We start from the raw sequence: 13,310 nt of genomic DNA on the forward strand, positions 1-13,310 counted from the left end.
ATTTTGGCTGCTGGTTTTCGCACTCGTTTTATTCTGTGTGGTTACGGGCGGCAAGCAGATGCCGCGCACGATGATGTCAACGACCGGATCGGATAGAACATGCTGGGTTTCGGAACTCTTGCCAAAAAGGTCTTTGGCACGGCCAATGACCGAAAGATCAAGGCGACGCGCCCGCTTGTGGAGCAGATCAACGCGCTGGAACCCGAGTTTGAGAAGCTGACCGACGAGGGGCTGAAGGAAAAAACAGCCGAGCTGTCGCAGCGCGCGATCGGCGGCGAAAGCCTTGATGCGCTGCTGCCCGAAGCCTTTGCCAACTGTCGCGAGGCGGCCAAGCGGGCGCTGGGGCTGCGGGCATTTGACACGCAGCTGATGGGCGGGATTTTCCTGCATCAGGGCAATATCTCCGAGATGAAGACCGGCGAGGGCAAGACGTTGGTGGCGACGTTCCCGGCCTATCTGAATGCGCTGACGCATGAGGGTGTGCACATCGTCACGGTCAACGATTATCTGGCCAGGCGTGACGCCGAGTGGATGAGCAAGGTTTATGGCGCTTTGGGGCTGAGCACCGGGGTGGTGTATCCGCAGCAGCCCGAGAACGAGAAGAAGGCGGCCTATGCCGCCGATATCACCTATGCGACCAATAACGAGCTTGGGTTCGATTATTTGCGCGACAACATGAAATCCGAACTGTCCGAGATGAACCAGCGTTCGCATCACTATGCGATTGTCGACGAGGTGGACAGCATCCTGATCGACGAGGCACGCACGCCGCTGATCATTTCCGGTCCGGCGCAGGACCGGTCGGATATGTATCTGGCGATCGACAAGCTGATCCCAGAGCTGACGGAAGAGCATTTCACGCTGGACGAAAAGACCCGCAATGTGACGTTTTCCGAAGAGGGCAACGAGTTCTTGGAACAGTTGCTGGTGACACGCGGTTTGCTGCCCGAGGGGCAGAACCTGTATGATCCCGAAAGCACCACGCTGGTGCACCATATCAACCAGGGTCTGCGGGCGCATAAGCTGTTTACCAAGGACAAGGATTACATCGTGCGCGATGGCGATGTGGTTCTGATCGACGAATTCACTGGCCGGATGATGGCCGGGCGGCGGTTGTCGGACGGTTTGCATCAGGCGATCGAGGCCAAGGAAGGCTGCAATATCCAGCCGGAAAACGTGACGCTGGCGCAGGTGACGTTCCAGAACTATTTCCGGCTGTACAATAAACTGTCGGGCATGACCGGCACCGCGCTGACCGAGGCCGAGGAATTTGCCGAGATTTACGGGCTGGGCGTGATCGAAGTGCCGACCAACCGTCCGATTGCGCGGGTGGATGATGACGATGCGGTGTACCGCACCGGGCGCGAGAAGTTCGAAGCCGTGGTTAAGACGATTGAAGAAGCGCATGCCAAGGGGCAGCCGGTTCTGGTGGGGACGACCTCGATCGAAAAGTCGGAATTCCTCAGCCAGCTGCTGACCGCCGCAGGGATTGAGCACAACGTTCTGAACGCACGCCAGCATGAAAAAGAGGCGCAGATCGTAGCCGATGCCGGCAAGTTCGGCGCGGTGACGATTGCCACCAACATGGCCGGGCGCGGCACCGACATTCAGCTGGGCGGCAACGTCGAGTTGAAGGTGCTGGAGGCGATGGCCGCCGATCCTGACGTGCACCCTGATGAGGTGCGCGCCAAGATCGAAGCGGAACATGCCGATGAGAAGGCCAAGGTGCTGGAAGCGGGCGGCTTGTTCGTTCTGGCCACCGAGCGCCACGAAAGCCGCCGGATCGACAACCAGCTGCGCGGTCGGTCGGGCCGCCAGGGTGATCCGGGCCGGTCGTCGTTCTTCCTGTCGCTGGAAGATGACCTGATGCGGATTTTCGGGTCGGAGCGGTTGGAGAAGGTGCTGGCGACGCTTGGCATGAAGGAAGGCGAAGCGATCATTCACCCTTGGGTGAACAAGTCGTTGGAGCGCGCGCAAGGCAAGGTCGAGGGGCGCAACTTTGACATCCGCAAGCAGCTGCTGAAATTCGATGACGTGATGAACGAGCAGCGCAAGGTGGTGTTCACCCAGCGTCGCGAAATCATGGAAGCAGCCGATTTGTCAGAAATCGCGCAGGACATGCGGCATCAGGTGATCGACGATCTGGTCGACACCTTTATTCCGCCCAAGACCTATGCCGATCAGTGGAATGCTGAGGGGCTGTATGCCGCTTGCATCGAAAAGCTGGGCATTGATGTGCCGGTGATCGAGTGGGCAGCCGAAGAGGGCGTGGATGACACGGTGATCACGGAGCGGCTTGAGAATGCAGCCGATCAGATGATGGCCAGCAAAGCAGCGGCGTTCGGTCCCGACACCATGCGGATGATCGAAAAACATATCCTGCTGCAAACGATCGACACCAAGTGGCGTGAGCATCTGCTGACGCTTGAGCATCTGCGGTCGGTTGTCGGGTTCCGCGGGTATGCGCAGCGTGATCCGCTGAACGAATACAAGGCCGAGGCATTCCAGTTGTTCGAATCGATGCTGGACAGCTTGCGCGAGGATGTGACCCAGAATTTGGCACATATCCGCCCGCAGAGCGAAGAAGAGCAGCGCGCAGCGGTTGAGCAGATGATGGCACAGCAAGCCGCGATGCAGCCCCCCGCCGCAGAGAAAAGCGCAGCGGCACCGGCGGCCGAAGGGTTCGACGAAAATGATCCCACGACTTGGGGAAACCCGGCGCGGAACGAGCCTTGCCCCTGTGGATCGGGCAAAAAGTTCAAGCACTGCCACGGAAAGTTGGCCTGACAAACTGCTCGCGCGTTGCCAGAATGGTTCCGCGTGAGCGCCACATAGCTGCCCTTTTCGAATGATTAACGTCTTGTTAGGCGGTTTTGCGTTCGGAGGCAGTTATGTCACTTTCTAATCGGTTCTTTTTGACCTGCGGCTCGGTTTCGATGGCGATAGCCATTGGTTATGTCATGCAGTCTTCGGTCGAGCCGGATCCCCGGACGATCGCGGCGGTGCCGATGACACCGGCCCCCATCGCAACGCCGGATGTGGCCTCGCCCATGCAGCTGACCGAGGTCGCGCATACCTCGGCCTTGCCGGTGCCGCCAGAAGAAGCGCGGGCCGCGCTGGATCTTCCTTCGATGCCGGTACGCACTGTCGCGGCAAGCGCCCCAACGATGCAGCCTTTGGCGCAGGATCAAAGCCAGCCGGAATTCGGAGCTGTCTGCGAGCCTGAAATGACCGCCAGACCATCGGTGGCAGGAATGGTGCGCCTTGATATAGCGGCTGATTGTTTGGCGAACGCACGCGTGACGATCCATCACAACAGCATGATGTTTTCGACCGTCACGGGGGTCGATGGCACACGGACGCTGACCGTGCCGGCGCTGTCCGAGCAGGCGGTTTTCATCGCCGATTTCGGAAACGGCATGGGTGCCGTGGCACATACCGAGGTGGCGTCGCTTGCCTATTACGACCGAGTCGTTGTGCAATGGGCTGGTGACAGCGGGTTGCACCTGCACGCGATGGAATACGGTGCGCAATACGGTGAAAAAGGCCATATCTGGTTCGAGCATACGGGATCGGCAGAAGAGGCCGCACACGGCGCGGGTGGATTCCTGACCCGGCTTGGCGATCCCGAGCTTGAGGGCGGATTGCGCGCCGAGGTCTATACCTTTCCGTCGGGCACTGCGGCGCGCGCGGGCGATGTCGATCTGCAGGTCGAGGCCGAGGTCAACACGCAAAACTGCGGCCGCGATGTTTCGGCACAGGCGATGCAGCTGAACGACGACGGAACGATGCAAGTTCAGGACGTTGAGCTGTCGATGCCGGATTGCGATGCGGTTGGTGACTTTCTGGTGTTGAAAAACCTGCTGCAAGACCTGAAGATCGCCAGCAACTAATTCGTGTCGATCCGGGGTATTGATTTATGGCTACGGTGCGTGCGGCGGTTTTCGCCGCACTCTTTCTTTTAGGGTTTTCAGTTCCAGTTTGGGCCCAGGATGTGACGCTGATCTCGCAAGACGAGACGGTCGAGATCTCGGGCACGTTGCTTGGGTTCGATGGCGAGTATTACCGGCTTGATACGATCTATGGCGAGTTGACCGTGGATGGGTCGGGCGTGAAATGTGAAGGCCCCGGTTGCCCCAGTCTTGAGGACTATGTGGCCGAGCTTTCGATCTCGGGCGCGGCCTCGATGGGGGAGGTGCTGTTGCCGGCGCTGATCGAGGTTTTTGCCCAGAAATCCGGCCACGCGCTGACCCGTGAGGTCAAGGACGACAGCCATTCGGAATTCATCCTGACCGACCGCGTGACGCAAAAGGTGACCGCGCGGTTTCACATTCGAAAAAGCAATACAGACGAAGGGTTTGCCGACCTGTTGGCGAATGAGGCTGATCTGGTGATGTCGTTACGGGAGGTGCGCGAAAACGAGGCGTGGCTGGCGCGCGAGGCCGGGTTGGGCAATCTGCGGGCTGCTGGTCGCAGCAGGGTTTTGGCGCTGGATGCGCTGGTGCCGATCCTGTCGCCGGGCAATCCGTTGGACCGGATCAGCACGCCTGACCTGGCGCAGGTGTTTTCCGGTGACATCAGCAACTGGGCGCAACTGGGCGGGCCGGACGCGCCGATCACGGTGCATGTGCGCGACAGCAAGGCGGGCTTGGGTCAGGCGGTCGAGGACCGACTGTTGGGGCCGGTGGGCAAGGCGATAACTGCGGATTCGGTGCGGCATCTCAGCGATCAGGCATTGGCTGATGCCGTGGTGGCGGACCCGTTTGGCATTGGCTTGGCCAGTGTGACAGAGATCGGCAATGCCAAGCCGGTGGCATTGAGCGGGCGTTGCGGGTTTGCGCTGGGAGCGGAACGCAAGACGATCAAGACCGAGGATTATCCGCTGACTGCGCCGATGTTTCTGTATTTGCCTGCCCGGCGGTTGCCCAAAGTCGCGCGGGAGTTTCTGAGTTTTACGCGCTCGGAATCGGCGCAACTTGTGATCCGGCGGGCGGGGTTCACGGATCAGGGGGTGGAAGAGATTTCCATTAATGATCAAGGTGATCGGTTTGCCAATGCCATCGCGCGGTCTGGTGACGAAATTGGTCTGGCCGAATTGCAGCGGATGGTGCAGGTGCTGGGCGAGATGCGGCGGCTGACCACGACGTTTCGGTTCGAGACCGGGTCGGCGCGGCTGGATGCGCAATCGCGGTCGAACGTGGCGCAACTGGCGCAGGCGCTGGAATCGGGGGCCTATGACACGCGGCGGTTGCTGTTTGTGGGGTTCAGCGACGGCGAGGGGCCTGCGAGCGCCAATCAGGCGATTGCGCTGCGCCGGGCCGAGGCGGTGCGCGAAGCAGTCACGAAGGCGGCGGAGACGGCGAATTTCGAGCGGCTGGACATGCAGGTCGATGCCTTTGGCGAGGCGATGCCCATGGCCTGCGACGACAGCGCCTGGGGGCGGCAGGTGAACCGGCGGGTCGAGGTGTGGCTGCGCTAGATCAGACCCTCGGCGCGGAAGCTGAGTTCGCGCGACTTGCCGACGATCAGGTGATCGTGCAGCGTGATATCAAGCGCCTGACAGGCGGCAACGATCTGATTTGTCATGGAAATATCTGACGTGGACGGGGTGGGATCGCCAGAGGGGTGATTGTGCACCAACAGCAAGGCAGAGGCGTTGAGTTCGAGGGCACGCTTGGCAACCTCGCGCGGGTAGACGGGGACGTGATCAACGGTGCCGCGCGCCTGTTCTTCGTCAGCGATCAGCACGTTCTTGCGATCAAGAAACAGCACGCGGAACTGTTCGGTGTCGCGGTGGGCCATGGTGGTGTGGCAGTAATCCAGGATTGCATCCCAACTGGAAATCACATGGCGCTGAAGAACCCGCGCGCGGGCAAGGCGATGCGCGGCGGCTTCGACGATCTTCAGCTCGGTGATGACAGCATCACCGACGCCTTTGACATCGCGCAGACGGGCGGGCGCGGCAGAGAGGACGCGATTGAAATCACCAAAGGTATCAAGCAGTTGCCGGGCAAGGGGTTTGACATCCTGACGCGGAATAGCGCGGAAAAGCACCAGTTCCAGCATCTCGTAATCCGGCAGGGCCGCCGCGCCGCCGGACAGGAACCGATCCCGCAGGCGCTTGCGGTGATCAGCCATGTAAGACGGCACCCGACCCGCAGGACGCGGCGCAGGCACGACGACCTCGTCGCTGTCAAACAGCGGCATGGGCGATTCGGTGAAGGCGCGCGGCGGGCTCATGCCGGGATGCTGCGCCCGGAGGGTGAATTATTGGTTAACGCAGCCGAGGTTAACGCTGCGAAAAGCGCGGGTTTGGCGGTGTGATCGCTGTGCACCCCCTGTGCACCGGGCGTGCACCGCCTGTACGCGTGGCATCGGCGGCAAAAAGGGTTAACACAGGCGGATCGACACAAAAAAACGGCGCCCACTTAGGGACGCCGTTTTTGATTTTGGATGTTACGGAGGGCTTGCTTAGCCCTTCATCGAATCCCAGAAGCTTTTGACCGAGGAGAAGAAGGTCTTGCTCTCGGGGTTGTTGTCTTCTGACAGGTCTTCGAACTCTCGCAGCAGCTCTTTTTGCTTCGAGGTCAGGTTGACCGGGGTTTCGACGGCCAGTTCGATGAACATATCGCCATGCGATCCACCACGCAGAGCGGGCATGCCCTTGCTGCGCAGGCGCATCTGCCGACCCGATTGTGACCCGGCGGGAATTTTCACCCGGCTGCGGCCACCGTCGATGGTGGGCACTTCGATGTCACCGCCAAGCGCGGCCGTGGCCATTGCCACCGGCACACGGCAGAACAGGTTATTGTCTTCACGCTCGAACAGCTCGTGTTTGCGCACCTCGATGAAGATATAGAGGTCGCCCGAGGGGCCGCCGCGCATGCCAGCCTCGCCTTCGCCGGCAAGGCGAATGCGGGTGCCGGTTTCGACACCGGCGGGGATGTTGACGCTGAGCGCGCGATCTTTTTGCGTACGCCCCTGACCACCGCAGGATTTGCAGGGGTTCTTGATGATCTGACCCAGACCCGAACAGGTCGGGCAGGTACGTTCGACGGTAAAGAAACCCTGCTGCGCGCGCACCTTGCCCATGCCAGAGCAGGTGGGGCAGGTGGTGGGTTCGACGCCGCCTTCGGCGCCAGAGCCGTCGCAGGATTCGCATTTGACCGCAGTCGGGACGTTGATGGTTTTTTGCAGGCCCGAGTAGGCGTCTTCGAGGGTGATACGCAGGTTATAGCGCAGGTCAGCCCCGCGCGATGCGCGCCCACGGCCACCACCGCGCCCGCCCATCATGTCGCCGAACAGGTCGTCGAACACGTCGGAAAACGCGCTGGAGAAGTCGCCCTGATTGCCGCCGCCATAGCTGCCACCGGGACGCCCGCCGCCGCCCATTCCACCGTCAAAGGCGGCGTGGCCATAGCGGTCATAGGCGGCTTTCTTCTCGGGGTCTTTGAGCACTTCGTAGGCTTCGTTCGCATCTTTGAACTGAGCTTCGGCGTCGGGATTGTCCGCGTTGCGGTCCGGGTGAAGCTCTTTGGCCTTGGTGCGGTATGCCTTTTTCAACTCGTCGGCGGACGCGTTTTTGGCCACGCCGAGTACGTCGTAATAGTCACGTTTTGCCATTGGGGATCCCCCTATTGGGAACGGTAAGGGCCGGCCCGGTTAGGACCGGCCCCAAGAGGTTCCGAGTACCGCTTACGAGCGCTTCTGGTCGTCCAGATCTTCGAAATCGGCGTCGACGATGTCGTCGTCGCCCGATCCGGGCTGATCTGCGGCGGTGGGTTCATCGCCGGGCTCGTCCTGGCTGGACTTATAGATCGCCTCGCCGAGTTTCATGGCCGATTCGGTCACGTTCTGAACGCCGGATTTGATCTTGTCGGCGTTGTCGGTTTCCAGCTCGTCCTTAAGCGCGGCAATGGCCAGTTCGATCGCTTCGATGGTGGTCGGGTCCACCTTGTCGGCATGCTCTTCCATCGCTTTTTCGGTCGAGTGGATGAGGCTTTCGGCCTGGTTCTTGGCTTCGACGAGTTCCTTGCGCGCCTTGTCGGCGTCGGCATTTTCCTCGGCGTCGCGGACCATTTTCTCGATGTCTTCATCGGAGAGACCGCCAGAGGCCTGGATCGTGATGTTCTGGGCCTGACCGGTGCCTTTGTCCTTGGCGCCGACCGACACGATGCCGTTGGCGTCGATGTCGAATGTCACCTCGATCTGGGGCAAGCCGCGCGGTGCGGGCGGGATCGATTCAAGGTTGAACTGACCCAGCATCTTGTTGTCCTGCGCCATTTCACGCTCGCCCTGGAACACGCGGATGGTCACGGCGTTCTGGTTGTCTTCGGCGGTCGAGAAGATCTGCGATTTTTTGGTCGGGATCGTGGTGTTGCGGTCGATCAGGCGGGTGAAGACACCGCCCAGCGTTTCGATGCCCAGCGACAGCGGGGTCACGTCGAGCAGGACCACATCCTTGACGTCGCCTTGCAGAACGCCGGCCTGAATGGCCGCGCCGAGGGCGACGACTTCGTCAGGGTTGACGCCTTTGTGGGGCTCTTTGCCGAAGAATTTGGTCACTTCTTCGATGACGCGGGGCATACGGGTCATGCCGCCGACCAGAACAACCTCGTCAATATCACCGACCGACAGGCCCGCGTCCTTGAGGGCGGCCTGGCAGGGTTTGATCGACGCTTTGATCAGGTCGCTGACGAGGCTTTCCAGCTTGGCGCGGGTCAGCTTCATCACCATGTGCAGCGGCTGACCGGTCGAGCCGTCCATCGAGATGAACGGTTGGTTGATCTCGGTCTGGCTGGAGCTGGAGAGTTCGATCTTGGCTTTCTCGGCGGCTTCTTTCAGACGCTGCAGGGCCATCTTGTCCTTGGTCAGGTCAACGCCGTGCTCTTTTTTGAACTCGTCCGCCAGATAGTTGACGATGCGCATGTCGAAGTCTTCGCCACCCAGGAAGGTGTCGCCGTTGGTGGATTTCACTTCGAACAGGCCATCGTCGATTTCGAGGATGGTCACGTCGAAGGTACCGCCGCCAAGGTCATAGACCGCGATGGTGTGGGTTTCGGATTTGTCGAGGCCGTAAGCCAGCGCAGCCGCGGTCGGCTCGTTGATGATGCGCAGCACTTCGAGACCGGCGATCTTGCCCGCGTCTTTGGTGGCCTGACGCTGAGCGTCGTTGAAATAGGCGGGAACGGTGATGACGGCCTGCGTCACTTCTTCGCCCAGATACGATTCAGCGGTTTCTTTCATCTTGCCGAGGATGAAGGCCGAGATTTGCGAGGGGCTGTATTTTTCGCCCTTGGCTTCGACCCATGCATCGCCGTTGCCGCCATCGACAACTGCGAAGGGCAGGTTTTTCTTGTCTTTCGCCAGGTGCGCATCATCTGCGCGGCGACCGATCAGGCGCTTGACGCCGAAAATCGTGTTCGAGGCGTTGGTCACGGCCTGGCGTTTCGCCGGCTGGCCCACAAGGCGCTCGTTATCTGTGAATGCGACGATCGACGGCGTGGTGCGTGCACCTTCAGCGTTTTCGATCACGCGGGGTTGCGAACCATCCATGATGGCAACGCAGGAGTTGGTCGTTCCGAGGTCAATACCGATGACTTTGGCCATGTTTTCGATCCCTTTCAATTCAAGGCGATTGCACGAGGACTGGACCCGTTGCGGCATCCTTCCCCGATCCCATTTAGCGATGCGCCGTTCCCGGTTCATCACGCTTCTGGGCGTATATAAGGAGCGGTTCGTGGCCCTGCAAGCGCCCAGCGAACGAGGTTTTTGCAAATTTGGTCTAATTTATGCGTCATAGTGTCGGAACGAGCGAAAAGGGGGCGGGAATGGTGGCAAAGCTGACGCTGCGCGGGGTCGACGTTTACAAAGGTTGGCTGGACGGGGCGGCGCAGGCCGATCTGGTCGGGGCGCTGCGCGAAGTGATCGCGCAGGCGCCATTGTTTTCGCCCGACACGCCCTATGGCAAGCCGATGACGGTGCGGATGAGTGCGGCGGGGAAATACGGATGGTTTTCCGATCGCAGGGGATATCGGTACGAGGATCGGCACCCGACGGGTGCCCTTTGGCCCGCCATCCCCGAGGCTGTTCTGGCGATCTGGCGCGATCTGGTCAGTGCCGCACGCCTGCCCGATTGCTGCTTGATCAACTTTTACGGCGAGGGCGCACGGATGGGGATGCATCAGGACAAGGACGAGGCCAATTTCGACTGGCCGGTTCTGTCGGTGTCTTTGGGCGATGACGGGTTGTTCCGGGTCGGCAACACCACGCGCGGCGGGCAGAGCGAATCGGTTTGGTTGAGTTCGGGCGATGTGGTGGTGATGGGGGGAGCGGCGCGGCTGTCCTATCACGGGGTGGACCGGATCAGGTTCGGGTCATCGTCGCTGTTGCCGCGGGGCGGGCGGATCAATCTGACCTGTCGGGTGGTGGATTAGCGGCGGGCGGACCAGCTGATCGAGGAGTTGCGGCGCGTATAGAATTCGCCCATCAGGCCGATCATCAGGATCACCAGGCTAACGATGATCGGATAGCTGATCGAGCTGTAGCGCGGCGTGTAGTTGATGAAGGTAAAGCCGCGCGCCTGATCAATGCAGTGGAACAGCGGGTTCCAGTCAAACAGGTTCAGCATGAATGTCGGCAGCGAGTTGGCCAGGAACATCTTGCCCGAGGCGATCATGTTGGCGCGCTGGTAAATCAGCACGACGATGCCGATCACATCGGGGAACCATGGTTTCAGCGCCAGAAGCACCATGCCAACGGCCAGCCCGCTGAACCATGCCAGCATCAGCATGGCAAAGGCCCCGGCGGCGTTGTCGATCACGAAGTGGGTGACGGCAACGTAGTAGATGAACAGGATCAGCGCGAGCGACAGGATCTGAATATAGAGTGCACTGAGAGCAGAGGCGGCGATGGCGATGATCGTGTTCATCGGCGCGTGCAGCATCATCGGTGATGTCGGCCCTTCGGACCCGACCACCGCGGTGACCGTTTTGGTGTGGGTCATATAAAGGAAGATGCCGGACATCAGGTAGAGCAGGAAGTCACCCCGCACCGCCGAGGAGCGCAGCCCGAGCAGCGAGAACATCACGTAGAAGGCCATGACGAAGACCACCAGCTGAAGCAGGTTGGTCACGATGGACATGATGGCGTTGCCGTGGGTTTTGCGGATCTTGCGGGCAACGCTGTGATAGATCAGCTCGGCAATGGTGATTGCCGAGGCCAGGCCGGATTCGCGTCTGGTATGATAGAACATTCGTACACTGCTCCGCTCTGTGCGGTTATTATGACAGCGAATTGTTGCTGTTCGGTTATCGTAGCAGCATAAGGGGTTTGTGCGATTTAATCAACAAATCCGCGGTGCGGGCGCGATGACGATCAGGAGAGATGATTTGGACTACGAAAAACTTACCGTTGAGATGCGTCGACTTGCGCTTGAGGCCGGTGACAAGATCATGGAAATTTATAATTCTGACGAATTTGAAGTAAAAACCAAATCCGATGACAGTCCGGTGACAGCGGCAGACGAGGCGGCGGACGCGCTGATTTCCCAAGGGCTGCGCACGGCGTTCCCGGATGTCATGCTGGTGACCGAGGAGCAGGCGGATACCCATGGCGAAACAGCGGATACGTTTCTGATCGTCGATCCGCTGGATGGCACCAAGGAATTCGTGCACCGGCGCGGCGATTTCACGGTGAACATCGCCTTTGTCGAGCATGGCGTGCCGACGCGCGGGGTGGTTTATGCGCCCGCCAAGGGCCGGATGTTCTTTACGCTGGCCGACGGGTCCTCGGTCGAGGAGGTCGGGGCGCTGGACAAGCAGGTGATGGGCGCGATCAGCCCGATCCGGGTGTCCGCGGCGGACAATGCGGCGCTGATGGTGGTGGCCAGCAAGTCGCACCGCGATCAGGCGACGGATGATTACATCGGCAAATACGCGGTCAAGGACATGAAAAGCGCGGGATCGTCGCTGAAGTTCTGTCTGGTGGCGACGGGCGAGGCGGATATTTATCCGCGCGTGGGTCGCACGATGGAGTGGGACACGGCGGCAGGTCATGCGGTGCTGAACGGGGCGGGCGGCAAAGTGGTGCGGTTCGACGATCACAGCACGCTGAAGTACGGCAAGGATGGCTATGCCAATCCGTTCTTCATTGCCTATGCGCCCAGTGTCGCGCTGAAAGACGCGTAATGTCGGTGCTGGTTGTTATTCCGGCGCGCTATGCGTCGACGCGGTATCCTGCGAAACCTTTGGCCGAGCTGACGGGCGCGGGCGGTGTGGCGAAAAGCCTGATCCGCCGATCATGGGAAGCGGCCTGTCTGGTCGGAGGTGTGGACCGGGTTGTGGTGGCGACGGACGACGACCGGATCAAGGAGCATTGCGACGCATTCGGGGCCGACGTCGTGATGACCTCGGTCGATTGCGCCAATGGCACCGAGCGCTGCGCCGAGGCGGCGCAGGCGCTGGGCGGCGGGTTCGAGATCGTGGTGAACCTGCAAGGCGATGCGCCGCTGACGCCGCATTGGTTTGTCGAGGATCTGATCAACGGGCTGCGTGCCGATCCCGAGGCCGGGGTGGCAACGCCGGTCTTGCGCTGCGATGGCCGGGCGCTGAACGGGTTTCTGGACGATCGCAAGGCGGGGCGCGTCGGCGGCACGACAGCGGTTTTCAGCCGGAACAGACACGCAATGTACTTCTCGAAGGAAGTGGTTCCATTCACCTCGCGCCGGTATGACGATGCCGAGGACACGCCGGTGTTTCACCACGTCGGGGTCTATGCGTATCGGCCCGGCCCGCTGGCGGAGTATCCCGAATGGGACAGCGGCCCGCTGGAAACGCTGGAGGGGCTGGAGCAGCTGCGGTTCATGGAGAATGACCGCACGGTTCTGTGTGTCGAGGTCGAGGCGCGCGGGCGGCAGTTCTGGGAGCTGAACAACCCCGAAGACGTGCCCCGGATCGAGGCAATGATGGCCGAGATGGGAATGGAGTGACGCTGACCGGCGGTCAGCGTTGTGCCCAGCCACCCTTGTCGAGAGCCATTGGCGCGCAGCCCGGCCGGGCGGATGCGCGAATTTTTGCAGGCTCAAACCCGCTGAACGGGTGACTCTAACAGAGTCGGCACTTGGAGGCAGAAATTACCCGTCTGGCTGGCCTTGGCGCCGCCTTTTCTGTATACATTTTTTCGCTGACGGTGGTTTTCCATACTGTAATCTGTTGGCCGGAAGGCTAATGGTTACAGAATGGTGGTTTGCGTGGGTGCAGCGACGGGTGGCGGCCTTTGCTGGGGGTGTTCAGGGTCCGATGTCGTGTCGG

Annotated in this window: 10 protein-coding genes; 6 read left to right on the forward strand and 4 right to left on the reverse strand. The window is 60.7% G+C overall.

The window, feature by feature from the left end; all coding sequences use genetic code 11:
* Nucleotides 1-99 precede the first annotated feature (99 nt).
* The 3 genes from secA to BSF79_RS16545 all read left to right on the forward strand — a co-directional run bounded on the left by secA (nt 100) and on the right by BSF79_RS16545 (nt 5,479).
* Entirely contained in the window at nt 100-2,787 is a 2,688-nt protein-coding gene (gene secA / locus BSF79_RS16535) for a preprotein translocase subunit SecA (RefSeq protein ID WP_090270934.1), read from the forward strand.
* A gap of 104 nt (nt 2,788-2,891) precedes the next feature.
* Nucleotides 2,892-3,893 (forward strand): hypothetical protein, encoded by a 1,002-nt coding sequence (locus BSF79_RS16540; protein WP_139246472.1) that lies wholly within the window; start codon nt 2,892-2,894, stop codon nt 3,891-3,893.
* Nucleotides 3,894-3,919: 26 nt separating this feature from the next.
* Nucleotides 3,920-5,479: a substrate-binding domain-containing protein gene (locus BSF79_RS16545; protein WP_090270936.1), complete on the forward strand. Its 1,560-nt coding sequence runs from the start codon at nt 3,920-3,922 to the stop codon at nt 5,477-5,479.
* Here BSF79_RS16545 and radC read toward each other — a convergent pair.
* From radC to dnaK, 3 genes are all read right to left on the reverse strand, one after another.
* Complete coding sequence (radC, locus tag BSF79_RS16550) at nt 5,476-6,240, reverse strand: RadC family protein (protein WP_090270937.1); 765 nt, start codon at nt 6,238-6,240, stop codon at nt 5,476-5,478. The genes BSF79_RS16545 and radC overlap by 4 nt on opposite strands.
* 231 nt (nt 6,241-6,471) lie before the next feature.
* The gene (gene dnaJ / locus BSF79_RS16555; protein WP_090270938.1) at nt 6,472-7,623 is read right to left on the reverse strand and encodes a molecular chaperone DnaJ; all 1,152 of its coding nucleotides are present in this window, start codon (nt 7,621-7,623) and stop codon (nt 6,472-6,474) included.
* A gap of 72 nt (nt 7,624-7,695) precedes the next feature.
* Nucleotides 7,696-9,609 (reverse strand): molecular chaperone DnaK, encoded by a 1,914-nt coding sequence (gene dnaK / locus BSF79_RS16560; protein ID WP_090270950.1) that lies wholly within the window; start codon nt 9,607-9,609, stop codon nt 7,696-7,698.
* A 221-nt stretch (nt 9,610-9,830) separates the two neighbouring features.
* Here dnaK and BSF79_RS16565 point away from each other — a divergent pair, with 221 nt between their 5' ends.
* Complete coding sequence (locus BSF79_RS16565) at nt 9,831-10,436, forward strand: alpha-ketoglutarate-dependent dioxygenase AlkB family protein (protein WP_090270939.1); 606 nt, start codon at nt 9,831-9,833, stop codon at nt 10,434-10,436.
* Here the strand turns inward: BSF79_RS16565 and BSF79_RS16570 are convergent.
* Nucleotides 10,433-11,254, reverse strand: coding sequence for an ABC transporter permease (locus BSF79_RS16570; RefSeq protein WP_090270940.1), 822 nt, complete (start codon nt 11,252-11,254; stop codon nt 10,433-10,435). The genes BSF79_RS16565 and BSF79_RS16570 overlap by 4 nt on opposite strands.
* A 115-nt stretch (nt 11,255-11,369) precedes the next feature.
* On the opposite strand from BSF79_RS16570, the gene cysQ reads away from it, so the two are divergent.
* A complete protein-coding gene (gene cysQ / locus BSF79_RS16575; RefSeq protein ID WP_090270941.1) occupies nt 11,370-12,188 on the forward strand; it encodes a 3'(2'),5'-bisphosphate nucleotidase CysQ in 819 nt (272 codons plus the stop codon).
* Nucleotides 12,188-12,988: a 3-deoxy-manno-octulosonate cytidylyltransferase gene (locus BSF79_RS16580; protein ID WP_090270942.1), complete on the forward strand. Its 801-nt coding sequence runs from the start codon at nt 12,188-12,190 to the stop codon at nt 12,986-12,988. Before cysQ ends, BSF79_RS16580 begins: the two co-directional genes overlap by 1 nt.
* The last annotated feature ends 322 nt before the right edge of the window (nt 12,989-13,310 follow it).

Source organism: Thalassovita taeanensis (genome assembly GCF_900110775.1).
Lineage (GTDB): Bacteria > Pseudomonadota > Alphaproteobacteria > Rhodobacterales > Rhodobacteraceae > Litorimicrobium > Litorimicrobium taeanense.